The sequence below is a fragment of the Micromonospora sp. C28SCA-DRY-2 genome, assembly GCF_030519475.1.
Classification (GTDB): domain Bacteria; phylum Actinomycetota; class Actinomycetes; order Mycobacteriales; family Micromonosporaceae; genus Micromonospora.
This window is the reverse complement of the sequence record NZ_JAUMKD010000001.1, coordinates 850,772-875,078: the sequence shown is the minus strand read 5'-3', so window position 1 is coordinate 875,078 and position 24,307 is coordinate 850,772. Positions and strand designations below refer to the sequence as shown.

The window sequence follows — 24,307 nt, the reverse complement described above, 5'->3', positions numbered from 1 at the left end:
CTGGAAGTTCCCGCATCACCCGGCGAGGGCGTCGCCGACCGCCTCGACCAGGTCGGCGCGGGCCCGGGCGACCCGGGAGCGGATGGTGCCCACCGGCACCCCCTCCACCACGGCGGCCTCGGCGTACGACAGGCCGAGCAGCTGGGTGAGCACGAACGCCCCGCGCCGCTCGGCGGGCAGCCGGCGGACCAGGTCGGCGGCGCCGAGGTGGCCGGCCGGGTCGGGGTGCGGCCGGTCGGTCCAGGCGTCGGCGGCCAGCCGTGCGTCGAGGCGCCGCCGCCGCACCACGGCCCGCAGGTGGTCGGCGCAGGTCCGGCGGGCGATGCCGAGCAGCCAGGTACGGGCGCTGGAGCGGCCCTCGAACGACGGCAGCGCCCGGAACGCCCGCAGGTACGTCTCCTGGGTCAGGTCGTCCGCGCTGTCCGGGTCGACCAGGGCGGCGGCGAAGCGCCACACCTCGGCCTGGGTGAGCCGGACGAACGCGGCCTGGGCCACCGGATCGCCGTCGCGGGCGGCGAGCGCCCAGCCGGTCGCCGACTCCCGCCCGGCGGCACCGGCCGGGTCGGCCGGACCGGCGGCGGTGGTGTCGCGCGGGGCGGGGATCACGACAAACCAGGTTACGCGGCGCCGTGGCGGGCGGGAGGGTCCTTCGGCCCCTCCATGTCCTGCGCCACGTCGGGAACTTTTCCCGGATCCGGGCCGACTACCCGCTCATGACATGCGACGACGTACGCGCGGCGCTGTCGGCGCGGCTGGACGGCGAGGATCCGCAGACGGCGCCGGCGGCGCTGGACACGCACACCGCTGGTTGCCCGGGTTGCCGGAACTGGCTCGCCCGGGCCGAGCAGGTGACCCGGCTGGTCCGGGTGCGGGCGGTGGCCGTACCGGATCTGACCGCCTCGGTGCTGGCGGCGGTCGCCGCCGACCCGCTGGGCCCGGGGCGGGCCGCGGCGGCCGCGGTGCGCGCCCGCCGGCAGCTGCTGCGGGTGGCGGTCGCGGTGGCCGCGGTCGCCCAGCTGGCCATCGCGCTGCCGATCCTGCTCGCCGGGCTCGGGGTGTCGGTGGACCCGCACACCAGCCGGGAGATGGCGTCGTTCGACGTGGCGCTCGCGGTCGGCTTCGCGCTGGCCGCCTGGCGGCCCGAGCGGGCCCGCGCGTTCGTGCCGGTCGCCCTGGTGCTGGCGGTCTGCCTGGCCGGCACCAGCGCGGTGGACATCGCCAACTCCACCACGGCGCTGGTGCACGAGGTGGGCCACCTGGCCGCCGTGGTCCAGGCGGGCCTGCTCTGGGCGCTCGGCCGGGTCAGCGGCGAGCCGGACCGACCGCTGTCGACGGCGGTCGCGGCGGGGCGCGGGTGACGCCGGGTCGCCGCGGCGGGCCGTCGTCGGCGAGCATGATCGGCATGACTGCCGCCATCCGCCGCTGGTCCGCCCGGTTGACCGCCACCGCCGGCCTGCTGGTCACCGTCGTCGCCCTGCTGATCGCCCCGGCCGGCCCGGCCAGCGCCCACGCGGTGCTGGTCAGCAGCAGCCCGGTCTCCTCTGCCGTGGTGCCGAGCGCCCCGGCCGAGGTGGTGCTGACGTTCAGCGAGTCGGTGCGCAAGGTGCCCGGCAAGATCCGGGTGATCGCGCCGGACGGCGACCGCGCCGACCGCGGCGAGCCGACCTTCGAGGGCGCGGTGGTGACCATCCCGGTGGATCCCGCCGCCGGGCGCGGCACCTACCTGGTCAGCTACCGGGTGATCTCCGCCGACAGCCACCCGGTCTCCGGGGCGTTCACCTACTCGGTCGGCGCTCCCTCGGCGCCCCCGGTCGACAGCGGCGACGACAGCCGCGCCGACCCGGTGGTCGGCACCGCGGTCAAGGTCGCCAAGTACGTCGGCTACGTCGGGCTGCTGCTGCTCGTCGGCCCGGCGCTGGTGCTCGCCGCGCTCTGGCCGCGGCGGCTGTCCCGGCGTGGTCCGGCCCGGCTGGCCTGGACCGGCATCGGCCTGGTGGCGCTCTCCACCGTGGCGAACCTGCTGCTCCAGGTGCCGTACACCGCCGGGGGCGGGCTCTTCGACGTGACCGGCGAGGGGCTGAGCGCGGTGCTGGGCAGCGCGTTCGGCGCCGCGCACCTGGTCCGGCTGGGTCTGCTGGCCGCGGCGGCGTTCCTGCTCCGCCCGCTGCTGGCCGGGCCGGTCGGCCGGGCCGACCTGGTCATCCTGGGCATCCTGGCCGGGGCCGCGCTGCTGACCTGGCCGGTGGCCGGGCACCCGGCCGCCTCGCCGGCGCCGGCGGTCTCGGTGGTCGTCGACGCGGTGCACCTGGGCAGCATGGCGGTCTGGCTGGGCGGGCTGGTGATGCTCGCCGGCTTCCTGCTGCCCCGGGCCGACGAGCGGGAGCTGGGCGCCATCCTGCCGATCTGGTCGCGCTGGGCGGCGCTGGCGGTCTCCGCGCTGCTGCTCGCCGGCACCGTCCAGGCGCTGATCGAGGTGGCCACCCCGGGCGCCCTGGTGAACACCACGTACGGCCGGCTGGTGCTTGCCAAGATCGCGCTGTTCGCGCTGGTGATCGGGGTGGCCGCGTACTCCCGGCAGCTGGTGCGCCGGCGCGTCGGGGTCGAGCGGCCGGGGCAGGTGCGCCGGGCGGTCTGGGTGGAGCTGGCGGTCACCGCCGTGGTGCTCGGCGTGACAGCGACCCTGGTGCAGACCACCCCGGCCCGCACCGCCGCCACCAACGTGGCCGGGTCCGAGGCCGGTTACTTCTCCACCACCGTGTCGAGTTCCCTCTTCTCGCTCCAGATCGAGATCGACCCGGCCCAGCGGGGCAACAACACGGTGCACTTCTACGCGTACACCGCCGACAACCGGCCGCAGCCGGTGGTCGAGTGGAAGGCCACCGCCGCGCTGCCGTCGGCCGGGATCGAACCGATCGAGGTCCCGCTGCTGCCGTTGACCGACAACCACGCGACCGGCGAGATGAACCTGCCGGCGGCGGGGGAGTGGCAACTGCGCGTCACCGCCCGTACGTCCGACATCGACCAGGCCACGGTGACCGCCACCGTGCCGATCCGTTAGAGAGGTCCCCGTCCATGATCCGTCACCGGCGTTCCTTCACTGCCGCGGCCGCGTTGGCGCTCGGCGCCGTCGCCACCGCGGTGTTCGGCTTCGCGGCGCCCGCGTCGGCCCACGTCACGGTGAACCCGAAGGACGCGACGCAGGGCGGCTACGCCCGGATCGCGTTCCGGGTGCCGAACGAGAGCGACACGGCGTCCACCACCAAGGTGGAGGTGGTGCTGCCGGAGAACGCGCCGGTCGGCTCGGTGTCGACGATGCCGGTGCCCGGCTGGACGGTGGCGGTGGAGAAGCGCAAGGTCGACCCGCCGGTGGAGGTGCACGGCAGCCAGCTCAGCGAGGTGGTGTCGAAGCTGACCTGGACCGCCACCGCGAACGCGGGGGTCAAGCCCGGCGAGTTCCAGGAGTTCCCGGTCTCGCTCGGCCCGCTGCCGCAGGTCGACCGGATGGTCTTCAAGACGTTGCAGACCTACTCCGACGGCAACGTGCAGCGCTGGATCGAGGAGCCGACGCCCGGCGGCGAGGAGCCGGAGAGCCCCGCGCCGGTGCTCACCCTCACCGCGGCCGGCGCGTCGGCCAGCCCCACCGCCGGGGCGCGGGCGGACGACGACGACGATGACGACGAGGTCGAGGCCGAGGGCGTGGGCGTGGCCACCGGGCTCGGCATCGCCGGCCTGGTCGCCGGCGCGGCCGGCCTGCTGCTGGGCGGACTGGCGTTCGCGCGTACCCGCCGGGAGGCGACCCCGAAGTCCTGAGTCGCGCCGCGCCGCTCGGCCCGCCGGACCAGCCGGCGGGCCGACGGCTTTTCCGGATCCTCGACCGTGGATATCCGCTGATCAAGAGGCCGACGTCGGTAAGGTCGGCCGGGTACTCGGCTACGGAGGGGGACGGAGCGGATGCGGGTCGTGCGGGCGCTGCTCGGAACGGTGCTGTTGATCATCGGGATTCCGGCGCTGTTCGCCGGTGGGGCGCTCTGGATGCTGGCTCGGCACGCCGACCCCGGCGGCGCGTTCGCCGCCCGCTTCGAGACGGTGCAGACGACCGGGCACGCGGTGGTGGTCCGGGACGTGGACGCGCTGCTCCGCGCGGAGGCGCCGTTCGCGCGGGTCGGGTCGACGCTCCGGTTGGAGGCGCGTACCGCCGACGGGCCGGCCTTCGTCGGCCTGGCCCCCACCGACGAGGTGCGGCGCTGGCTCGACCCGGTGCCGCACGCCACCGTCCGCCGGGTGGCGCTGGCCCGGGGCCCGCTGCCGGTCCGGCTCGACCGGGCCGGACCCGCCACCGCCGCCGCGCCGGCCGCCGGCATCGCCCCCGTCGGCCGTCCCTTCTGGGTACGCGAGGGGATCGGCGCGCTCGAGTGGAGCCCGCAGGAGGTGGCCGACCAGCGGCTGAGCCTGGTGGTGATGCACCCCGACGGCCGGCCCGACCTGACCCTGCGGCTGCGCGCCGAACTGCGGTCCGGGTGGACCGCCCCGGCCACGGCGGGCCTGCTCGCCGGCGGGATGCTGCTGGTGACGCTGGCGCTGCTGCTCCTGCTGCGGCCGGTCCGGCCCCGCGAGGTGGTCTTCGTGGTCGAGCCGGACCAGGTGCCGGTGCTGGCCGGGCGCCTCGGGGTGAGTTCGCTGAGCGGGCTGGGCGCGCAACCGACCCGGGACACCGACCGGTCCCTGGTCGGCGGGCGGCAACTCGCGACGGTCGGGGCCGCCCGGCCGGCGATCGGGTCCGGTCCCGCCCGCCGGCCGTCCACCCTGGCCGACCTGCCCGAACCCGGCGCGACGGAGGCACCGCACCCGCGCGAGGTGACCCTGACCCTGGCCTGGCCGCCCAGCGGGCCGGAGGAGACGGTCGCCCCGGTTCCGGTGACCGACCGCACCGAGGCCGGCCGGCCCGAGGCCGCCGACTGACGATCGATCCGCCGCTCGTCCGGGAGCCGGCGTGGAAACGGCGAGCGGCCCGCCGCGCTGCCGACACGGAGGGCCGCCCTCACCGGGGGATCGGTGCTACCCGAGAGACGTCTGAGGTAGTTGGGACCAGATTAGCGGTGATCGGCGCTACTCGGGAAGTCCGTCCATTTGGTGCGACTTCTCCCGGCCGGGTGCCAGCGTCCCGGACACCGTGGGCCGCGCCGGCAGCGTCACCAGCAGCAGCAGGCTGAGCAGCACGTACGTGTTGCGGACCAGGAACTCCCCCGGCGAGTCGGTACGCGCGGGGGCGACCCCCCAGTCGTAGAAGGTGACCACCCCGTACACGATGAGGGCGATGGTGCCGATCGCCAGCGCGGCCAGCCAGCGGCGGCGCCGCATGCCGGCCATGGTGGACGGATCGGCGCGCCAGGCGGCGTCGACCAGCACCACCACCGCCGGGATGAACCAGTAGATGTGGTGCGTCCAGGTGATCGGGCTGACCAGCGCCCCGACCAGGCCGGTCAGGGCCAGCCCGGCCAGCGCGTCCCCGGCCCGGGCGGCCCGCACCGCCCGCCACAGCCCGTACCCGGCGACGACCGCGACCAGCAGCAGCCACACCAGCCGGGACGGCTGCTCGGGCGCGGTGATCCGGCTGAGCAGCCCGAACAGCGACTGGTTGCCGGTGTAGTCGGTGCGACCGACGCGGTCGGTGGCCCACAGCTCGTGGGTCCAGAACCGCCACGAGTCCCGCGGCGCGACGGCCGCGGCGAGCAGGGTCGCCGCGGCGGCGGTGACACTCGCCACGATCGCCGCCCGCCACCGCCGGGTGGCCAGCAGGTAGACGATGAAGATGCCGGGGAAGAGCTTGAGCGCCGTCGCCAGCCCGACCCCCACCCCGGCCCACTTCCGCCCCTGCGGTACGGCGAAGAGCAGGTCGGCCAGGATCAGCACGACCAGCAGCATGTTGATCTGACCGAAGGTGATCGTCTCGCGGGTGCTCTCCACGGCGAGCACGAGCAGCACCGCCACCACGAGGGTGAACAGCCGGGGCAGGTGGTGCCGCTCGATCACGGGCAGGACCAGCCATCGGGTGGTGACCACCACGGCCAGCCCGGTGAGCGCTGTGAAGATCGCCACGGTGGCGCCCAGCGGCAGCGCCCCGAACGGCAGCAGCAGCAACGCGCTGAAGGGCGGGTAGGTGAAGTACAACTCGCCCTGCACCCGGTCCGGCTGCACGTAGTCGTAGAGCGGGTTGCCGGCCGCCCACCAGTCCATCGCCCGCATGTAGATCTTCAGGTCGAAGAAGTCGTGCACCAGGCCCGGCAGGTAGAGCGCCGGCAGCACGGCGGCGAGCGCCAGCACGGCGAGGATCCGGCGCACCCGACGGCCGCCGCCGGCGTCGTCGGTGAGGACGGCGGGCGGTGCGGCGGGTTTTGCGGGCACGGGCAAACCCTAACCGTCCGCTCGGCCGGGAGCGCGCAGCCGCGGGTCGTGGGCTGCGCGTAGGCTGTCCCGGTGGCTGATCTCCTCGTCTGGATCGACTGTGAGATGACCGGATTGGACCTCGGCAGGGACAAGCTGATCGAGGTCGCCGCGCTCGTCACCGACCCCGACCTCAACGTGCTCGGCGACGGAGTCGACGTCGTGATCCACGCCGAGGATGCGGCGCTGGAGGCGATGCCGGAGATCGTGGCGACGATGCACGGCAAGTCCGGGTTGACCGAGGAGGTCCGCCGGTCGACGGTGACCCTGGCGGAGGCCGAGGACATGGTCCTCGACTACGTGACCCGCTACGTGAAGGACCCGCGCACCGCCCCGCTCTGCGGCAACTCCATCGCCACCGACCGGGGCTTCATCACCCGGGACATGCCGCGCCTCGACGCCCACCTGCACTACCGGATGATCGACGTCTCCTCGATCAAGGAGCTCTGCCGCCGGTGGTACCCGCGGGTGTACTTCGGGCAGCCGCAGAAGGGCCTCGCGCACCGGGCGCTGGCCGACATCCGGGAGAGCATCCGGGAGCTGGAGTACTACCGGCGGACGATCTTCGTCCCGCTGCCCGGGCCGGACGTGGAGAGCGCCAAGGCGATCGCCGCGCAGCTGTGAACCGGGCCGCCCGCCGGCGGCGGCAACCCGCTGGACGCGGCGGGCCGGGGTGAGGCTATGATTGGTCCGCACCCGCCCGGGGCGATCGCCCGGGGTGGACGGCATGGTGGCTGTAGCTCAGTTGGCAGAGCACCGGGTTGTGGTCCCGGTTGTCGTGGGTTCAATTCCCATCAGTCACCCGGTAGACGGAAGCCCCCTCCGCGGAGGGGGCTTCCGTCGTTTTCCGGTGCGGCCCGGGGTGCCGCACTCAGGCGGTCGGGCTCGTGCTCGGCGCGATGTCCGGGTCCGCCGTCGCGTCCGTGCCCGGTGCGGCGGGCGGCTCGTACGGCAGGGCGCTGCCCTTGACGTACTGCTCCCAGCTCATGTTCCAGTCCGTCCAGCCGTTGCCGTTCTGCAGCTTCCGCTCGGTGCCCCTGACCACGATCGGGTCACCGATGCGGGTGTTGGCGAACAGCCACGCCCCGTTGGCCATCGAGACGTTCACGCAGCCGTGCGAGACGTTCACCCGGCCCTGCTGCCCCTCCGACCAGGGTGCGGCGTGGATGAACTCGCCACCCCAGGTGAGCCGCTGGGCGTAGTCGATCTTCGTCCGGTAGCCCTCCTCGGGACCGAGCTCCTCGAAGGTGTCGAAGACCGTCTTGCGCAGCTTCTCGATCACCACCATCGTGCCGCTGGACGACGGCGTGCTCTTCTTGCCCAGGCTGACCGGGATGGTCTTGACCACCGCGCCGTCCTTGCGGACGGTCATCCGCTTGGTCTTGTTGTCCACCGTCATGATCAGCGACGGGCCGATCTTGACGTCGACGGTGAGGTCGGCGCGGCCGTACCAGCCGTCGCCCATCGGCAGGCCGCCGGCCTGGACCCGGTACGAGACTGTGCTGTTGGCCTTCCAGAACTCCTTCGGCCGGTAGCGCACCTCGGTCGGGCTGACCCAGTGCCAGATGCCCTCCTGGGCCGGCGTGGAGGTCACCGTCATCCGGCGCTGGACGTCGTCGCGGTAGTCCTCCGGTACGGCCCGGCTGAACTTCACGATCAGCGGCATGCCGACGCCGACCACCTGGCCGTCGCCGAGGAAGCTGCTCACCCGGACCTGCTTGGACGGCTTGGCCATGGTGGTGAAGGTGCTGGTAGCGGTGGCGGGCCGCCCGTCGTCACCGGTCGCCGTGACGGTGGCGGTGTAGGTCTCGCCGTACTTCAGCGCGCCGGCCGGGAGCCAGCTCTTGCCGTCCGCGGCGAGTTGGCCCTCGACCGCCTCGCCGGCCGAGTCCTTGAGCTCGACGGTGGTCTCCTGGGCGTCCTTCGTGGTGAAGGTGATGCCGGTGGAGGCGGGCACGTCCTTGGCGTCGGCCTGCGGCTCGGTGATGGTGGCCGCGGCCTTCGGCGCGGCGTTCTGGCTGCCGGCCTGCCACCCCGACGGCTTGTCGCCGCCGCCGTCGGTGCAGGCGGTGGTCAGCGCGAGCGCCGCGGCGAGTACGGCCGCCGCGAGCCCGCGGCGCCGCCCACCGCGGCGCTTCAGCTGGTCCTGGACAGCTCGCATGATTCCCTCACAGTCGTGGTCCCCGGTTGCCCATCGTCTCTCAACTGACGCACGGGGAGGGATACCCGTTGCCAGGGGTGCCGTGAAACACCCCGACCATCATGTCCGTAATCGGATGTTTCCGACACCAACTCTCCCCTCCCGCCCCTCCCCACCTGCGGATCCAGCCGGTTGATCATGAGGTTGGCGGGGCGGAATGCCGGAATCGGCGCCGCCAACCTCATGATCGACGCTGGGTGGGCCGGGGGAGGGAGGGGGTTGGGTGGGGTGGGTGGGGTGGGTGGGTTAGAGGGCGGGGGCGGCGCCGCCTTCGGGGACTGGGAGGGCGCTGCCCTTGATGAACTCCGGCCAGCTCAGGCTCCAGGCCGTCCACCCGTTGCCGGGAGCCAGCCGCCGCTCGGTGCCCTTGATGGTGATCGGGTCACCGATCTTCGTCTTTCCGAACAGCCAGCGGGCGTTGGCCATCGACACGTTGACGCAGCCGTGCGAGACGTTCTGCCGGCCCTGCACGTGCTCCGACCAGGGGGCGGCGTGGATGTACTCGCCACCCCAGGTGAGCCGCTGCGCGAAGTCGATCTCGGTGACGTAGCGGTTCGCCGGATCGGGATCGTCGCGGGTGTCGAAGACCGTGGACTCCTTCTTCTCCATCACCACCATGGTGCCGCTGGACGAGGGGGTCTTCCGCTTGCCCAGGCTGACCGGCAGGGTGCGGACCAGTTGGCCGTCCTCGTAGACCCGCATCTGCTTGTCGGCGTTGTCGACCTTCATCTCGAAGGCGCGGCCGATCTTGGCGGTGGCCTTCCGGTCGACGTTGCCGTAACGGCCGTTGCTCAGCGGGATGCCGGCCAGCGCGATCCGGACGGTGAGCGTGGTGCCCGGCTTCCAGTACTCCGGCGCCCGGTAGTAGGCCTGGGTGCCGTTGTCCACCCAGTGCCACGCGCCCGGCTGCGGCGGGTCGGTGCTGACGAACATCCGCTTCTGCACCGCGGCCCGGTCCTTCTTCGGGATGCCCGGGTGGAACTCGGCGACCACCGGCATCGCCACACCGTAGGTCTTGTCGTCGAAGAGGTAGAGCCCGGAGCTGATCATCGACCTGGGCTTGGCCATCGTGGTGAACGTGCTGGTGCCCTGGCTGGTCTGGCCGTCCGCCCCGGTGGCGGTGACGGTGGCGGTGTAGCGGGTGCCCCACTTCAGCGGCGCCGAGGGCACCCACGAGGAGCCGTCGGTACGCAGCTTGCCCTCGACCGGCTTGCCGTCGGCGGTGGTCAGCGTGACGCTGGACACCTTCCCGCCGTCCGGCAGCTTGGCGCCGATCTCCGAACTGACCGGCCGGTTCTTCGCCCCGTCGGCCGGGCTGACCGACAGCGCCGGACCGGTCGGGGCGGCCGGTGTCGACGGTTCGGCCGCGGCGCTGGCGGTGGCGCTCGGCGCCGCCGCGTCGACGAACTCGGCCTTCTTCGGATCGTCGCCACAGCCCGTCAGAGCCAGCGACGCCACCAGGCCGAGGGCACCCACCATCGCCCCGGCCCGCGCGAACCTGCCCATCCCCACCTCTGTTCTCGCGTACCTGGCGGACATCGTGCCGCATCGGCGCCGTTCCGCTGGTCCCGGTGGCCGTACGCCTGGGGTGTTTGCCGCTTTCGCGGCTTAAGCTCGACCGAAGGGGGGAGCCGGGGATCGGATTGGAACCCGGCTCCGGGGCCGTGCTAAGGTTCTCCCCGTTGCCAGCGAGCGCCGCTAGCTCAACTGGCAGAGCAGCGGACTCTTAATCCGCGGGTTCGGGGTTCGAGTCCCTGGCGGCGCACCAGCAGTAACACCCTCAGGGCCGGTCGATGAGACCGGCCCTGATCTCGTTCTGGCGACCCTTCCGATCAGGCATCGAACAGACGACCAGCTCGCCCGTGGCCGGTCGTCGAGCCCGCCCGGTCACCTCGACGTAGATCAGCTCGTGATCGTCGGGGCTTCACCCGTTCTCCGCGATGCAGAGGCCCAGGAAGTCGTAGCCATCGTCGGGCAGCCGGATCGAGCTGCCGAACCGTTCCGTCGATGGGATGGCAGTTACTACAGGTGGGGGTAGTGATTGTGGTTGCTCGCTGACTGTGAGTGACGCTCCACCTCGTGCCGATGTTGGTCGGCGGTGGCGCGGCGGACCGCTGTCGAATCCACATCCGCAGAGTGCCGGCGCCGGTCTCGCCAGCCCACGAGAACAACCACCGCGACCAGCAACACCGCGAGCACCCCGAGCGATACCACCAGTGCCGTTATGCCATGACGCTAGGGCATGCACGCCAGCTCCGGGAGCCCGCCGACCCGGCGGCACCTGCCACTGAGCAGGGAGCTGTGGAGGGCACGGCCGGAGCCCGATCGAACGTCCGCGGTTAGCGACTGCACGCCATGCCAAGGACTCGTTGCAAAGATTTCTTTGCAAAGCTATCTTGGCATCATGAGCGCTGATTCACACAAGCCCGGGTACGACGCCACCCAGGACGTGGTTCTCGACGCCCGGACCCTGCGCGGGGTGGCCCATCCACTGCGCCTGCGGTTGCTCGGCTCGCTGCGCCACGACGGCCCGCAGACCGCCACCCAACTGGCCGCCCGGCTCGGCGAGTCCAGCGCGGCGACCAGCTACCACCTCCGCACCCTGGCCGCGCACGGCTTCGTCACCGACGCGCCCGAGCTGGGTCGCGGCCGGGAACGCTTCTGGCGCGCGGTGCATCGCTCGACCTGGTTCGACGCTCCGGACCGGGACGCGCCGGAACGTGAACTCGGCGAGGCGTACCTGCGCACGGTCGCGCGGATGTACGCGGAGAACGTCGAGCAGTCCATCACCGAGCTGGCCGACTGGCCGCAGGAGTGGGTGCGGGCGGCCAGCATGAGCGACCTCACGGTCAGCCTGAGCGCCGCCGAGGCGCAGCAGCTCGCCGACGACATGATGGCCCTGCTGGTGCGGTATCGGGACCGGGCGGCGGACCGGGCCGGTGACGGGTCGGAACGCGTCGCGATGACCACGCAGTTCCAGATCTTCCCGCGGCGCGGCCAGCTGGACGCGCTGTTGGCGGCGCGAGCGGAGTCCGCCGGCGGGCCCGGCACCGCGGGCGACGGATCGTCCGGCACCGCGGCCGATGAACCCTCCGATGCCGCGGACGGGGGCCGAGCATGAGCCAGCGGTCGGCGTACGGGTTGCTCGTCGCCCAGGCGGTCTCGGTCACCGGCACCCGGATGTCGGTCGTGGCGGTGCCCTGGTTCGTGTTGCAGACCACCGGCGACGCCCTGCTCACCGGCGTCACCGCGTTCGTGGAGATGGCCGCCCTGGTCGCGGCGCGCATCCTCGGCGGGCCACTGGTCGACCGGATCGGGTCGCGGATGGCCAGCGTCGGCGGTGACGTGATCGCCGGGCTGGTGCTCGGCGTGGTGCCCCTGCTCTACGCCGCCGGCCTGCTCGGCTATCCGGTCCTGCTCGTGATGGTCGGCCTGGTCGGGCTGTTCCGCGGCCCGTCGGACAACGCGAAGTACGCGATGGTGCCCGACGTCGCGGCCACCGCCGGCTGGAGCAACGAGCGTGCCGCCGGGCTGGCCGACAGCGTTCATCGCCTCGGGTCGCTGATCGGGGCGCCGCTGGGCGCCGTGCTGATCGCTCTGGTCGGCGCTCCCGTGGTCATCGCGCTGGACGCGGCCAGCTTCCTGCTCGCCGCCGCGCTGGTGGCGACACTGGTCCGGGTCCGGCGTGCCGAGACCGACCCGGTCGAGGCCGGCCAGCGCACCGGCGTCCGCGGCTACCTCGCCGACCTCGGGGCCGGGCTGCGCTTCGTCCGGCGTGATCCACTGCTCCGGGCGATCGTCGCGATGGTGCTGCTGACGAACCTGCTCGACCAGGCGATGACGGCGGTGCTGATCCCGGTGTGGGCGGCCGAGCGCTTCGACGACGCCGCACCCGTCGGGCTGGTGTTCGGCGCGCTCAGCGCCGGCGCCTTCGTCGGGTCGCTGCTCGTGTCGGTGTACGGCGCGCGACTGCCGCGGTGGCGCACGTACGCCCTGGCCTTCCTGCTCGGCGCCGTCCCGCGGATCTTCGTGCTGGCGCTGCCGGTCGGACTGCCGGTCATCGCGGGCGTCGCGCTCGTCGGCGGGGTGCTGATCGGGGCCATCAACCCGTTGCTGTCCGCCGCCGAGTTCGAACGCATCCCGGCCGACCTGCGGGCCCGGGTCCTGGGCGCGGTCGGCGGCCTGGCGTGGGCCGGTATCCCGCTCGGCGGACTCGTCGGCGGCGTGCTCGCCTCCACCCTCGGCGCCACCGGCGGCATCCTCGTCGTGGGCACGGCGTACCTGTTGGTCACCCTGGACCCGCTGGTCCGCCGGCGCACCTGGCGCCTGATGGACCGGCCCGCTCCCGCCGCCGCCCCGGTCGCCGTGCCGACCTGACTCCCGTCGGCGGTGGTCGCGGGACGGTGGGAAGCCGGGTCGAGCCGGCCGGGACGGCGACCCCGGCCGGTTTCGGCGGCAGCGATGACGCCGGGACGGCGGCCACAGGCGCCGCGCTCACGGCCGCCGGCGCCGGGCGGCCGGTCAGGTGCGCACCGGAGGCTCGATCGGCTCGTCGACCTGGCTGTCGTCGCCGCGCAGGACGCTGATCATCCCGTTGGGCTCCAGGTACGCCCGGCGTACGTGGGTGATGTCCTCGATGCCGTGCGGGCGGAGTTGGCTTCGCACCTCGTCGTAGGTCATGAACTCACGGCGCATCACCGCCCGGTTCAGCCGGCCGTCGACGATCAGCAGCCGGGGGCGGGCCTTCAGCAGCACCGCCAATCGCGGCCACCGGTAGGCCAACGCGTCCAGGGCGACACTCCAGAACACCCACCAGGCGGAGCATGGCGAGCAGGGCCAGGAACGTCACGGTCCCCCGGACCAGGATCTCCAGCGGCGGCCGGCTCAACGCGAACAGCTCACCCCAGTCAGGCATGGCGGGGCCGTACCCGTGATAAATGCGGGCAAACAGTAGCGTCACGTCATCCGGTCAGGTTTGTCAGCGCGGTTGCGGCCGCCCTCGCCGGCAGCGGGCGTCGGTGCTTCCGGAGAGGTGCTATCCCCACTCGCGGCGTACCTGAGGCTCCTGCGGCTCCTCGTGCGCCGGATCCGTGTCGGTCGTCTCGACCAGGTCCTCGGGCGCGACCCGCTCCGGCAGCTTGCCGAACCGGTCCCGCCGCCTGGTCTCGTACTCCTCGTCCTTCTTCCGGTCGGCGTGCTCTCGGTCCTCGCTCATCGCCCACCTCCCTCGCGGGTTCCAGTCTCCCCGCTGCCACGACCGTCCGGAGTTCCCGGCCGGGAACGGCACGGTCCGGCGCGTGATCCACTCCAGATCCCGGGTGTCGGGGCGTCGCGGCGTCCTCGACACCGCTACATCGCGCAACCCGTGTGGGGCACCCCGGCGACCGGCCCGCGCGGAGAGGCGACATCCCCGAGGTGTCCCCGGGCCGGCGGCGGGTAGTCGCCTCCTTCCCGTCGGCCGAGAGCTGGGAGGTCGGGTGGAGACGTATCCCGCCGTGGAGGCCCACGGCATGATCGGTGACCTGCAGACCGCGGCGTTGATCACCAGGGACGGGACGATCGACTGGTTCTGCGCGCCCCGGTTCGACTCGCCGAGCGTCTTCGGCGGGCTGTTGGACCGGCGGAAGGGCGGCCACTTCCAGGCCTCGCCGTGCGGCATCGACTACGTGAGCAAGCAGCTCTACCTGCCCGGCACGCCAATCCTGATCACCCGGTTCCTCAGCGCGGACGGGGTGGGTGAGCTGATCGACTTCATGCCGGTGACCGGCGGGCAGGCGACCGATCGCCACCGCCTGGTCCGGATGCTGCGGGTCGTCCGGGGCAGCATGCGGTTCCGGGTCGAGTGCCGGCCCCGGTTCAACTACGGGCGCGACCCGCACCAGCTCGACGTCCATCCGGACGGCAGCGTCTTCCGCAGCCCGACGCTCACGCTCACGATCAACCCGGTCCGCTACGCCGACCTACCCCAGATGGCGGACCAGGAGATCCACCGGGAGCAGGACGGCATCTGCGTCATCGGCACCTTGCGGGAGGGCCAGGCCGGCGGCGTGGTGCTGGAAACCGCCTCGACCGCGCCGCCGCGTGCCTACACCCCCGGCGAGGTACGCGACCTGCTGGAGGAGACGCGCGACTTCTGGCGGCGGTGGCTCGCCGGCTCCCGGTACACCGGGCGGTGGCGGGAGATGGTCGAGCGCTCCGCGATGACCCTCAAGCTCATGACGTACGCCCCGACCGGCGCGCTCATCGCCGCGCCGACCGTCGGGCTGCCCGAGCAACTCGGCGGGGTGCGCAACTGGGACTACCGGTACACCTGGATCCGGGACGCGTCCTTCTCCGTGCACGCCCTGCTCAGCCTGGGCTTCACCGACGAGGCCAGCGGCTACCTGGACTGGCTCACCGACCGGGTCCGGCAGGCGCGGCAGGAGGGGGCCCCGCTCCAGGTCATGTACCGGGTGGACGGCTCGCCCGACCTCACCGAGGAGGTGCTCGACCACCTGGAGGGCTATCGCGGCTCGGCGCCGGTCCGGATCGGCAACGGCGCCGCCGGCCAGCTGCAACTCGACATCTACGGCGAGACGCTCAACGCGGTGCACCTCGCCAGCGATCGGGGGTTGCGCGCCTCCCACCAGGAGTGGCGGCACATCGTGCACCTGGTGGACTGGCTCTGCGCCAACTGGGACCAGCCCGAGGACGGGATCTGGGAGACCCGCGCCGGCCGGCAGGACTTCACCTACGGCCGGCTGATGTCGTGGGTGGCCTTCGACCGCGCCATCCGTCTCGCCGACCAGCTCGGGCGGCCGGGCGACACCACCCGCTGGCGGAACGCTCGCAACGCCGTCTACGAGCAGATCATGACGCGCGGCTTCCATCCCGGGCGCGGCGCCTTCGTGCAGCACTACGCCACCGACGTGCTGGACGCGTCGCTGCTCGCCATGCCGTCCATGGGGTTCGTCGCGCCGACCGACCCGATGTGGCAGTCGACCCTGCGCGCCATCGACGCCGACCTGGTCTCGGACAGCCTCGTCTACCGGTACGACCCGGGCGCCGCGCCTGACGGCCTCGCCGGCAACGAGGGCACCTTCAGCATGTGCACCTTCTGGTACGTCGAGGCGCTCGCCCGGTCCGGCCGGCTCGACGACGCGCGGCTGACCTTCGAGAAGATGCTCACCTACAGCAGCCAGCTCGGGCTGTACTCCGAGGAGATCGCCCCGAGCGGTGAGCAGGTCGGCAACTTCCCCCAGGCGTTCAGCCATCTCTCCCTGATCAGCACCGCGACGCACCTCGACCGGCTGCTGCGACGGCGCCCCTGACCCGGGCAACGGCAGCGGCACGCCCGGCGCGGGGCGCGGCAGCGGCAGGTGCGACGGCGGGCGCCGGCAGCGGCGGGGTCGTGGGTGACGGGCGGGGAAGCGGTCGGCCTACGCCGAGCCGATCCGCGCCGCGAGGCTCGCCCGGTAGTGGGGGCACTCGGCGATGTCGTCGTGCTCGCACCGGAGCGCGACGTCGATGATCTCCAACGACGCCTGCGCGCGGGCGATCCGCTCGGTCAGGGCGGACCGTTGCCGGGCCAGGATCCGGCGGCGTTCGGCCGGGTCCGGCTCGTCGAGGACGGCGCGGACGTCGTCCAGGCTGAAGCCCGCCTCCTTGGCCCGCAGGATCGTCGCGATCCGGTACAGGTCGGCCGTGCCGTAGCGCCGCCGGCCGGCCACCGACCGGGCGGGGGAGAGCAGCCCGACGGACTCCCAGTGCCGCAGTACGTGGGTGGGCAGCCCGAACCGGGCGGCGATCTCGCCGATGCTCAGCTCCGGCTGGTCGCTGGTTGACGTCATGTCGACATGAAGTCGCAGGATGGCCGGCATGTCAACGTACGACGAGGTGGACCGACTGATCCGGCTGCTCGACGCCGTCGACGACAGTCCGGATGCGACGGCGCTGCGCGCCCACTCGTACGCCCTGCTGGGCCTGACCGACGGCGCGCCGGTGGTCGACGTCGGCTGCGGGACCGGCCGGGCGGTGGCCGAGCTGGCCGCGCTCGGGGCGCGGCCGGTCGGCGTCGACCTGGACCCGCGGATGATCGCGGTGGCCCGGGACCGGCAGCCGGGCGCGGACCTGCGGGTGGCGGACGCCGGTGCGCTGCCGCTGCCGGACGGCGCGGTCCGCGGCTACCGCGCGGACAAGGTGCTCCACGACCTCGCGCAGCCGGACCGGGCGCTCGCGGAGGCGCGGCGGGTGCTCGCGCCCGGCGGCCGGATCGTGCTGGTCGGCCAGGACTGGGACGCCATCGTGGTCGACTCCGGCGAGCCGGCGCTGACCCGCGCCATCGTGCACGCCCGGGCCGATCGTGTGAACAGCCCGCGGGTCGCCCGGGGCTACCGGGGCCTGCTGCTGGACGCCGGCTTCGCGGCGCCGGAGGTGGAGGTGCACACCTGGGTGCGGACCGGGGAGGAGGTCCTGCCGATGCTCGCCGGGTTCACCGGTCCGGCGGTGGCGGCGGGGGTGGTCACGCCCGCCGAGGCGGGACTCTGGCTGGCCGACCAGCGACGCCGGGCGGCACGGGATCGCGCCCTGGTGGCCATCCCGTTCTTCGTCGCCGCCGCCCGTCGTGCCTGACCTGGGGCGGTGCCGACACCCGGAGGCAATCGTCAACCAAAGGTTGACGGAAGAGGTTCGTCAACTTACGGTTGACGCATGACCAGTCCTCTTCCCATGAACAACCCCGTCCGGCTCGACGACCTGATCGAGGCGATCAAGAAGGCGCACTCCGACGCGCTCGACCAACTCGCCGACGCGGTCATCGTCGCCGACCACCTGGGTGAAGTGGCCGACCACCTGATCGGCCACTTCGTGGACCAGGCCCGGCGCTCCGGCGCCTCGTGGACCGAGATCGGCCGCAGCATGGGCGTGACCAAGCAGGCCGCCCAGAAGCGGTTCGTGCCCAAGCCCACCGATCCGCCGCTCGACCCGGAGCAGGGCTTCAGCCGGTTCACCCTCCGCGCCCGCAACGTGGCGATGGCCTCGCAGAACGAGGCGCGCGCCACCGGGCACGCCGAGATCCGGCCGGAGCACATCACGCTCGGGCTGCTCAGCGAGCCGGAGGCGCTGGCCGCCAAGGCGATCGTCGCGCAGGGCGTACCGCTGGAGCGGGTCCGCGAGGCCGCGCTCGCCGCGCTGCCGGCGGCGTCCGCGGCCGAGGTCCCCGACCTCATCCCGTACGACGCGCAGAGCAGGAAGGCGCTGGAGCTGACCTTCCGCGAGGCGCTCCGGCTGGGGCACAACTACATCGGCACCGAGCACATCCTGCTCGCCCTGCTGGAGCTGGAGAACGGCAGCGGCGTGCTGACCGGGCTCGGCGTCGACAAGGCCGGCGCCGAGACCTGGGTGGTCGCGGCGCTCGAGGCCGTGACGAAGAAGGCTTCCTGACCGGGCCGGTCAGGAAGCGGTGGGGAAGCCGTACCGGGCGGCGTGCTCCGGGTCGGCCGGGTCGATCTGGCGGATCCCGGCGTCGGCGAGGCGCTTGTTCACCTCGTCGAGCCGTTCGCGCACCAACCGGGCCTCCTCCTCGGTGACCCGGCCCCGGTGCGGCTTGCCGGCGTGCTCGATGGTGCCGTAGTCGAGCCGCTCGGCGCCGCGGCGGGACTTGGGCGGGCGGATCCGCTCGGCGGTCCTGAGCAGTTGGGCCATCGGCACGTCGGTGGCCATAGCGTCGAACTCGCTGGCGGTCAGCACCACCCGGCGCGGTTCGCCGCCGCCGTGCCGGTCGTGGATCTCGACCACCGCGACGTCCAGCGCCGCGTCGTCGATGCTTTCCACCTCGACCGGGGTGGCGTCCAGTTGCACGGGCCCGGCGACCAGGTCAGGGTGCTCCAGCACGACGACGCGGACCACCTCGTCGTCGGGGCGCAGCACCGTGCCGCTGAAGTCGGAGACGTGGATCGTCTTCTTGCCCATGCGCTGCGCTTCTCCTGTCGTGGACCGAGGTTGCGGACCCCAAGAAATTACCCGACAGGTGTGCGAAAGCCGCCGTTGGTCCGCCCGGGAGTGTCGCCCGGTCGCACCCGCCCGGCGGCGCCACCGGTCCCGCCGGCGGAGCGGCGGCGGGCGCGGGTCGACGGGTCAGCGGGTGTTGAGGCCACGCCGGGCGGAGGCGCCGGCCGGCAGCTTGTTCAGCTCGCTCCAGGGCAGCGCGTCGGTGCCGGCGGCGGCCCGGTTGCCCCGGTACGGCGGCTGGCCCGGGAACCGTCCGGCGGCCTCGGGGACCCGCCAGAGGCGCTCGGTGTCCTGCTGGTACCGGTCATTCGGCTGATTCGGCATGACCATTACCGTCCCAAAGAAAGTTGTACATGTATGGAAATGAATATGACGCTGGATCGATGGATCAGGTTCCCGCGGCGGGCAGGCGGACCACGAACCGGCACCCGTCGGTGAGGTTCTGTACGTCTACCCGGCCACCGTGCGCCTCAATCAGCCCGCGCACGATCGCCAGGCCCAGACCGCCCGACCCGGCGGGGTGGCCGTTGCCCGGTCGCGGCGTCCGCGCCGGCTCGCCCCGGAACGCCACGTCGAAGACGCGGGGCAGGTCCTCCTCCGGGATCCCGCCGCAGGTGTCCGCCACGGCCAGCCAGGCGGCGTCGGCGTCGCGGCCGCCGTCGATGCGTACAGTGCCGTCCTCGGGGGTGTAGCGGAGCGCGTTGAGCAGCAGGTTGCCCACCACCCGGGCCAGTTCCGGCTCGCTGGCCAGCACCGTGGGCCAGCCGGTCTCGGCGGCGACCAGCCGGATCCGCCGGGCGGCGGCCAGGGGCGCCGCGCCGGCCAGCGCGTCGGAGACCACGTCGCCGAGCGGCACCGCCGACAGCGACAGCCGCAGCGCGCCGGCGTTGATCCGGGACAGCTCGAACAGGTCGTCCACCAGCCGGGTCATCCGGTCGGTCTCCACCCGGATCCGGCGGTGGTACTCGGCGACCGTCTCCGGGTTGTGCACCACCCGGTCCTCCAGCGCCTCCGCCATCGCCCGCAGCCCGGCCAGCGGGGTGCGCAGGTCGTGCGACACCCAGGCGACCAGGTCCCGCCTTCCCTGCTCGATCCGCCTCTCCCGCGCCCGCGCCTGGTCGGCCCAGACCGCGGCGGCGGCGAGCCGGCGGGCGAAGAGCCAACCGACGGCCAGGCTGACCGCCGCCGCGGCCGCCACGGTGATCAGCACCACCTCGAGGTCGTGGGCGGAGAGGAACATCGCCTCGGCGACCACTGCCACGCCGGCCACCACCGCGGTCACGGTGACCGCCAGCAGCACCACGATGTGGACGGTGATCGACCGGCCGCGGAGCAGCCGCAGGGCGAGCGCGCCGGCGGCGCCGACGCAGAGCGCCGCGGCGAGCGCCGCCGCGAAGATCAGGGCCAGTTCACGCATCGGTCGGCTGGTACCGGTAGCCCACGCCCCAGACCGTCACGATCCGCCGGGGGTCGGCGGGATCGACCTCCACCTTCTCCCGCAGCCGCCGTACGTGCACGGTCACCGTCGACTGGTCGCCGAAGCTCCAGCCCCACACCCGCTCCAGCAGTTCCGCCCGGCGGAACGCCCGTGCCGGGTGCCGCATCAGGTGGGCCAGCAGGTCGAACTCGCGCAGCGTCAGGGCCAGCTCGCGGCCGTGCAGCCGGGCCACCCGGGGGCCGGTGAGCACCTCGAGCCCGCCGTCGGCGAGGACCTCGGGTGCCGTACCGGCCGGCTCGCCGCCGGCCCGGCGCAGCACCGAGCGGACCCGCAGCACCAACTCCCGGGGGGAGAACGGCTTGCCCAGGTAGTCGTCCGCGCCCAGTTGCAGGCCGAGGATCCGGTCGGCCTCGTCGCCGCGGGCGGTGAGCATGACGATGGGTACGCCGTCCGGCCGGGCCCGCAGCCGCCGGCAGACCTCCAGGCCGTCCAGCACCGGCAGCATCAGATCGAGTACGACCAGGTCCGGTGGCTCCGCGGCGACGGCGGCCAGCGCGGCGGCCCCGTCGCCGACGTGCTCGACCCGGTAGCCGGCGTGCTCCAGGTAGCGGCAGACCACGTCGCTGACCGTCCGGTCGTCGTCGACGACCAGCACCCGCTGGGTCACCGGGCACCTCCCTCGCGCCGGCACAGCGTAGCCAGCCGTGCCCCGTCGTAGGTCTTGCCATCTCCTTACGGCGCCCGTCGCGCAGTGATGGACACCACTTCCCCTAATACCCCCGGGGGGTATATGGTCGGCGGCATGAGCAACCAGAACCTGACCCGACTGGCGATCACCGCGACGCTGCACTGCCTCACCGGCTGCGCCATCGGCGAGGTGCTCGGCATGGTCATCGGCACCGCGCTCGGCTGGTCCGACCTCGGCACCATCGCGCTGGCGGTGGGCCTGGCCTTCCTCTTCGGCTACTCGTTCACCATCCGCCCGGTGCTCCGCTCGGGCGTCCCGCTGCGGACGGCGGTCAAGGTGGCGCTGGTCGCCGACACGGTGAGCATCGCCGTGATGGAGGTGGTCGACAACGGCGTCATGCTCGCCATCCCGGGTGCCATGGAAGCGGGCCTGACCAGCTGGGTGTTCTGGGCCAGCCTGGCCGGCGCGCTGGCGGTGGCCTTCGTGGTCACCGTGCCGGTCAACCGCGCGCTGATCGCCCGCGGTCGCGGGCACGCGGTGACCCACCGGTACCACGCCGGCCACGGCCAGCACGCCGCCCACGACGCGGGCCACGCGCACACCGACCACGGCGAGCGGGCCATGCACGGCGCCGACGCCGGACATGCCGGTCACGGTCAGCACGCCGGGCACGGGGAGCACGCTGGGCACGACGTGGGGCACGACCGGCGCTGACCCGTTCGGTACGCCGGGCGGAGCCGCCCGGCGTACCGTGATCGGATTCCGGCCCGGTGGCCGGCGGTGCAGGGAGGTGAGTCGGTGCTCGACCGGAGACTCCACCTGCACCTGGCCACCTGGCTCGGGCAGTGGCCCGCCGGCCCCGGCCTGCACGTGGTCGGCTCGCACCGCCGGGTCCGGCCTGCCTGGGACGGCCGGCTCCGCCCGGCGATCGCGGTCCGGGCCGGCGCGAGCACCGTGCTGTCGGTGCCGCCGGACCGGGTCGCGGCGGTGCGGGAGCTGGCCCGGCGGCCGAAGCGACTGCTGCCGGAGCTGCCCAGCGCGGTCGGTCACCGGGGCTGGGCGCTGCACGACGACGTCTTCCGGTGGAGCGTGTCGCCGGCGCCGCTGCCCGACGTCGGTGAGTGGATCTCCCCGGCCGAGCCGGGGCTGCCGGCCTGGCTGCGGCTGTTCGACCACGCGGTGCTGGTGGTCCGCGACGAGCGTGGTCGCTACCTGGCCGGGGTGGGGATCAAGCGGCACGACGCGTACGGCCACGAGCTGGCGGTGGGCACGGTGCCCGCGGCCCGCAACCGTGGCCTGGCCCGCCGCCTGGTGGCGCAGGCCGCCCGCCGGGTGCTCGACGAGGGCGCCGTCCCGACCTATCTGCACGATCGCCGCAACGTCGCCTCGGCGAAGGTGGCGGCGGCGGCCGGCTTCCCGGACCGGGGCTGGCGGTCGTTCGGGGTCTACCCCACCTGAGCGGCGGAGCGGCCCGACCCGGTGCGGCGACCCTGTGCCGGGGGAGCCGGCGGGCCCGTCCGGCGGAGCGCCGTGCTCGGCGGAGCGACGCCGCCCGTCGCCGCGGTACCGGGGGAGAGCTGCGGGCCGCCGGAGCAGTGCCGCCCGCCACCGCGGTCCGCCGTCGCGAGAGCTGCCGCGCGGCGGCGGACGGCATTCCGAGGGCGCGGACCGTGGATCCCGGGCCGGATCCACGGTCCGCAGCCTTCCCCCAGGTCCCCGTGGGTTGGCGCGATGTTGATTACGCTACGTATCGAAGGCTCTGGCAGCAAGCTGCCAACGCCGGTCTCGGAGTGTCGAATAGCGGACTTGACCTGGTAAGAAGACCAGGAGGTCGATCCCTCGGCTCAGTGACGCAGCGTGCGAATCAGGTCGAGGACCTGGCGGGTGACCGGGCGCAGCACCCGCAGCCGGGACAACCCCACCAGCCGGTCGATGAGCGGCACCGCCCCGTCGATCAGCTGCCGGGTCCGGGCCTGTCCGGGTGACCGGTCGTAGACCCAGTACAGGATCACCCCCATGTACGCCAGCCAGAGCAGCTCCGGCAGCTGGGGACGCAGCTCGGCGTCCACCTTGGCGGTGGAGCCGTCCAGCACCTCGGCGAAGAGGTCGATCGCCGCCTGGCGGGGCGCCGAGGACTCCGCGGAGAACGGGCTCAGCGGGGAGGTCGGCTCGGCCGCCGTCTTGAAGAAGCTGGCGGCGAAGCCGTGCGAGGGGGTGAGCACGTCGATGCCGGCGTGCAGCACCCCGGCGAGCCGGGCGGCGAAGTCGGACTCGCGGTCGAGCACCGGCTGGGCCGCCGCCCGGTGCTCCACCTGGGAGCGGGCGTAGAACTCCTGGATCAGGTGGTCCTTGGACCCGAAGTAGTAGTAGGCGTTGCCCACCGCCACCCCGGCCTCCTGCGCGATCGCCCGCATCGTGGTCTGGGCGTACCCGCGCTCGCGGAACAGCCGCATCGCGGTGTCGAGGATGAGCTGCCGCGTCTGCTCGCCGCGGGCGGTCGCCGGTTCACCCGCAGCGGTCGTCGGCGCAGTCTGCTCGGTCATCGGGGCCACCGTAACCCGGCGGGTCGTGCGCCGGCTCCGGCCACGGCTCGCGGACCCGTTCGCGTACCGCCGAGGCGATCGCCACCACCCGCCGGGCCAGCGGGAGCAGGTGCGGGCGGGCCAGCCGCTCGGCCGTCGACCGGTGCTCGGCCAGCGCCCACAGGCAGGCGAACCAGGCGCCGTCGCCCGCGTACACCGCGCCGGTGTCCGCGATCACGGTGAGGTCGCGCAGCGTCGCGGCGTGGTCCAGGCCGGGGAACCGCCGCCGGGCCTCGGCCGAGCCGGCCGGCACGAACTCCAGCGGTACGAGCTGCGGGCGGGACGCCAGCCAGGTACGCGCGGCCCGGCACAGCGGGCAGTGCGCGTCGAACAGGACGGTGAAGCCCCGGATGCCACCACCGGAGTGCGTGGTGGTATCCGGCAGTCCTCGCGCTCCGGCGGGCGGGACGGTCATCGGGGCGCCGGGGGAGGGGTCGGGCCGGCGCCCGGCTGGCCGGGCTGCGGGTGGGGACCGCCGGGGTACGGGCCGGACGGCGGCTGCGGGCCGGCCGGGTGGCCGGCCGGCGGGACCGGTGCCATCGGCAGCTGGCCGACCGGGGCGAGCGGCGGGTGGGTGGCGAGCTGGCGGAGCCGCCCCCGGCGGTACCGGTTGAGCGCGAAGACGTTGAAGAAGTGCAGCGCGCCGAGCACCAGCAGCACCAGACCGACCTTGAGCGACAGCTCCTCCATCGCCACGCTGGTCGTGCCCACCGGGTCGGGGTGCCGCATCGCCACCGTGACGTAGCCGAGGTTGAGCAGGTAGAAGCCGACCACCAGCAGGCTGTTCACCGCCTTGGCGAGGCGCTCGTCGGCGAACACCTCCTCGAGGAAGACCAGCCCGTTGCGGGACAGCGCCCGGGCCACCCAGATGGTCAGCCCGATGCTGATCGCCAGGTAGACCAGGTACATCCAGACCTTCGTGTCCATCCCGACTCCTTCTTGAACGCGTTCAAATTCGCTGCGCTCAGCGT

General features: G+C 73.4%; 25 protein-coding genes, 2 tRNA genes and 1 pseudogene. 14 read left to right on the top strand and 14 right to left on the bottom strand.

What is annotated here, in order from left to right:
* Positions 1-15 precede the first annotated feature (15 nt).
* Entirely contained in the window at positions 16-606 is a 591-nt protein-coding gene (locus Q3W71_RS03990) for a sigma-70 family RNA polymerase sigma factor (protein WP_302917896.1), read from the bottom strand.
* A gap of 107 nt (positions 607-713) precedes the next feature.
* Here Q3W71_RS03990 and Q3W71_RS03985 point away from each other — a divergent pair, with 107 nt between their 5' ends.
* The 4 genes and pseudogenes from Q3W71_RS03985 to Q3W71_RS03970 all read left to right on the top strand — a co-directional run.
* Positions 714-1,358 carry a zf-HC2 domain-containing protein gene (locus tag Q3W71_RS03985; protein WP_302917895.1) on the top strand — a complete coding sequence of 215 codons (645 nt, stop codon included), beginning with the start codon at positions 714-716 and terminating at the stop codon, positions 1,356-1,358.
* A 35-nt stretch (positions 1,359-1,393) separates the two neighbouring features.
* Positions 1,394-3,058 carry a copper resistance CopC/CopD family protein gene (locus Q3W71_RS03980; protein ID WP_302917894.1) on the top strand — a complete coding sequence of 555 codons (1,665 nt, stop codon included), beginning with the start codon at positions 1,394-1,396 and terminating at the stop codon, positions 3,056-3,058.
* 14 nt (positions 3,059-3,072) lie between these two features.
* Positions 3,073-3,810, top strand: a complete 738-nt coding sequence (locus Q3W71_RS03975) for a YcnI family protein (protein WP_302917893.1) — start codon at positions 3,073-3,075, stop codon at positions 3,808-3,810.
* A gap of 669 nt (positions 3,811-4,479) precedes the next feature.
* A pseudogene (locus tag Q3W71_RS03970) lies at positions 4,480-4,959 on the top strand (hypothetical protein); the annotation flags it as partial.
* A gap of 147 nt (positions 4,960-5,106) precedes the next feature.
* Here the strand turns inward: Q3W71_RS03970 and Q3W71_RS03965 are convergent.
* A complete protein-coding gene (locus Q3W71_RS03965; protein ID WP_302917892.1) occupies positions 5,107-6,402 on the bottom strand; it encodes a glycosyltransferase 87 family protein in 1,296 nt (431 codons plus the stop codon).
* 72 nt (positions 6,403-6,474) lie between these two features.
* Between Q3W71_RS03965 and orn the strand changes: the two genes are divergently transcribed.
* Positions 6,475-7,065, top strand: coding sequence for an oligoribonuclease (gene orn / locus Q3W71_RS03960; RefSeq protein ID WP_302917891.1), 591 nt, complete (start codon positions 6,475-6,477; stop codon positions 7,063-7,065).
* 106 nt (positions 7,066-7,171) lie between these two features.
* Positions 7,172-7,244 (top strand) — tRNA-His (locus tag Q3W71_RS03955).
* Between the two features lie 68 nt (positions 7,245-7,312).
* On the opposite strand, the gene Q3W71_RS03950 is transcribed toward Q3W71_RS03955, so the two are convergent.
* Positions 7,313-8,602, bottom strand: coding sequence for an Ig-like domain-containing protein (locus Q3W71_RS03950; RefSeq protein ID WP_302917890.1), 1,290 nt, complete (start codon positions 8,600-8,602; stop codon positions 7,313-7,315).
* 285 nt (positions 8,603-8,887) lie between these two features.
* Positions 8,888-10,147: an Ig-like domain-containing protein gene (locus Q3W71_RS03945; RefSeq protein WP_302917889.1), complete on the bottom strand. Its 1,260-nt coding sequence runs from the start codon at positions 10,145-10,147 to the stop codon at positions 8,888-8,890.
* Between the two features lie 186 nt (positions 10,148-10,333).
* On the opposite strand from Q3W71_RS03945, the gene Q3W71_RS03940 reads away from it, so the two are divergent.
* From Q3W71_RS03940 to Q3W71_RS03930, 3 genes are all read left to right on the top strand, one after another.
* Positions 10,334-10,409 (top strand) — tRNA-Lys (locus Q3W71_RS03940).
* Positions 10,410-11,045: 636 nt separating this feature from the next.
* Positions 11,046-11,762 carry a winged helix-turn-helix domain-containing protein gene (locus tag Q3W71_RS03935; protein ID WP_302917888.1) on the top strand — a complete coding sequence of 239 codons (717 nt, stop codon included), beginning with the start codon at positions 11,046-11,048 and terminating at the stop codon, positions 11,760-11,762.
* Positions 11,759-13,018, top strand: coding sequence for an MFS transporter (locus Q3W71_RS03930; protein WP_302917887.1), 1,260 nt, complete (start codon positions 11,759-11,761; stop codon positions 13,016-13,018). The genes Q3W71_RS03935 and Q3W71_RS03930 overlap by 4 nt, the downstream gene beginning before the upstream one ends.
* A gap of 144 nt (positions 13,019-13,162) precedes the next feature.
* Here the strand turns inward: Q3W71_RS03930 and Q3W71_RS03925 are convergent, their stop codons facing one another.
* Together Q3W71_RS03925 and Q3W71_RS03920 are read right to left on the bottom strand one after the other, a co-directional pair.
* Positions 13,163-13,450: a DUF421 domain-containing protein gene (locus Q3W71_RS03925; protein WP_302917886.1), complete on the bottom strand. Its 288-nt coding sequence runs from the start codon at positions 13,448-13,450 to the stop codon at positions 13,163-13,165.
* Positions 13,451-13,676: 226 nt separating this feature from the next.
* Entirely contained in the window at positions 13,677-13,856 is a 180-nt protein-coding gene (locus Q3W71_RS03920; protein ID WP_302917885.1) for a hypothetical protein, read from the bottom strand.
* Between the two features lie 262 nt (positions 13,857-14,118).
* Here Q3W71_RS03920 and Q3W71_RS03915 point away from each other — a divergent pair, with 262 nt between their 5' ends.
* On the top strand, positions 14,119-15,951 hold the full coding sequence (locus Q3W71_RS03915; protein ID WP_302917884.1) for a glycoside hydrolase family 15 protein: 1,833 nt from the start codon (positions 14,119-14,121) through the stop codon (positions 15,949-15,951).
* Between the two features lie 108 nt (positions 15,952-16,059).
* On the opposite strand, the gene Q3W71_RS03910 is transcribed toward Q3W71_RS03915, so the two are convergent.
* Positions 16,060-16,470 (bottom strand): MerR family transcriptional regulator, encoded by a 411-nt coding sequence (locus tag Q3W71_RS03910; RefSeq protein ID WP_302917883.1) that lies wholly within the window; start codon positions 16,468-16,470, stop codon positions 16,060-16,062.
* 28 nt (positions 16,471-16,498) lie between these two features.
* Between Q3W71_RS03910 and Q3W71_RS03905 the strand changes: the two genes are divergently transcribed.
* Together Q3W71_RS03905 and Q3W71_RS03900 are read left to right on the top strand one after the other, a co-directional pair.
* The gene (locus Q3W71_RS03905) at positions 16,499-17,251 is read left to right on the top strand and encodes a methyltransferase domain-containing protein (RefSeq protein ID WP_302917882.1); all 753 of its coding nucleotides are present in this window, start codon (positions 16,499-16,501) and stop codon (positions 17,249-17,251) included.
* Between the two features lie 78 nt (positions 17,252-17,329).
* On the top strand, positions 17,330-18,061 hold the full coding sequence (locus Q3W71_RS03900; RefSeq protein WP_302917881.1) for a Clp protease N-terminal domain-containing protein: 732 nt from the start codon (positions 17,330-17,332) through the stop codon (positions 18,059-18,061).
* A 9-nt stretch (positions 18,062-18,070) separates the two neighbouring features.
* On the opposite strand, the gene Q3W71_RS03895 is transcribed toward Q3W71_RS03900, so the two are convergent.
* The 4 genes from Q3W71_RS03895 to Q3W71_RS03880 all read right to left on the bottom strand — a co-directional run bounded on the left by Q3W71_RS03895 (position 18,071) and on the right by Q3W71_RS03880 (position 20,733).
* Positions 18,071-18,589: a hypothetical protein gene (locus Q3W71_RS03895; protein ID WP_302917880.1), complete on the bottom strand. Its 519-nt coding sequence runs from the start codon at positions 18,587-18,589 to the stop codon at positions 18,071-18,073.
* A 165-nt stretch (positions 18,590-18,754) separates the two neighbouring features.
* Positions 18,755-18,952: a DNA repair protein gene (locus Q3W71_RS03890; protein ID WP_302917879.1), complete on the bottom strand. Its 198-nt coding sequence runs from the start codon at positions 18,950-18,952 to the stop codon at positions 18,755-18,757.
* A gap of 64 nt (positions 18,953-19,016) precedes the next feature.
* Positions 19,017-20,045, bottom strand: a complete 1,029-nt coding sequence (locus Q3W71_RS03885) for a sensor histidine kinase KdpD (protein WP_302917878.1) — start codon at positions 20,043-20,045, stop codon at positions 19,017-19,019.
* Positions 20,038-20,733, bottom strand: a complete 696-nt coding sequence (locus Q3W71_RS03880; protein ID WP_302917877.1) for a response regulator transcription factor — start codon at positions 20,731-20,733, stop codon at positions 20,038-20,040. The genes Q3W71_RS03885 and Q3W71_RS03880 overlap by 8 nt, the downstream gene beginning before the upstream one ends.
* Before the next feature lie 135 nt (positions 20,734-20,868).
* Here Q3W71_RS03880 and Q3W71_RS03875 point away from each other — a divergent pair, with 135 nt between their 5' ends.
* The gene (locus tag Q3W71_RS03875; RefSeq protein WP_302917876.1) at positions 20,869-21,468 is read left to right on the top strand and encodes a DUF4396 domain-containing protein; all 600 of its coding nucleotides are present in this window, start codon (positions 20,869-20,871) and stop codon (positions 21,466-21,468) included.
* Between the two features lie 84 nt (positions 21,469-21,552).
* Positions 21,553-22,212 carry a GNAT family N-acetyltransferase gene (locus tag Q3W71_RS03870; protein ID WP_302917875.1) on the top strand — a complete coding sequence of 220 codons (660 nt, stop codon included), beginning with the start codon at positions 21,553-21,555 and terminating at the stop codon, positions 22,210-22,212.
* Positions 22,213-22,598: 386 nt separating this feature from the next.
* Here the strand turns inward: Q3W71_RS03870 and Q3W71_RS03865 are convergent, their stop codons facing one another.
* From Q3W71_RS03865 to Q3W71_RS03855, 3 genes are read right to left on the bottom strand one after another with little or no spacing between them, the layout of a single operon-like run.
* Positions 22,599-23,297, bottom strand: coding sequence for a TetR family transcriptional regulator (locus Q3W71_RS03865; protein ID WP_302917874.1), 699 nt, complete (start codon positions 23,295-23,297; stop codon positions 22,599-22,601).
* Positions 23,260-23,751 carry a thiol-disulfide oxidoreductase DCC family protein gene (locus Q3W71_RS03860; RefSeq protein ID WP_302917873.1) on the bottom strand — a complete coding sequence of 164 codons (492 nt, stop codon included), beginning with the start codon at positions 23,749-23,751 and terminating at the stop codon, positions 23,260-23,262. The genes Q3W71_RS03865 and Q3W71_RS03860 overlap by 38 nt, the downstream gene beginning before the upstream one ends.
* Complete coding sequence (locus Q3W71_RS03855) at positions 23,748-24,263, bottom strand: hypothetical protein (RefSeq protein WP_302917872.1); 516 nt, start codon at positions 24,261-24,263, stop codon at positions 23,748-23,750. The genes Q3W71_RS03860 and Q3W71_RS03855 overlap by 4 nt, the downstream gene beginning before the upstream one ends.
* Positions 24,264-24,307: the final 44 nt, after the last annotated feature.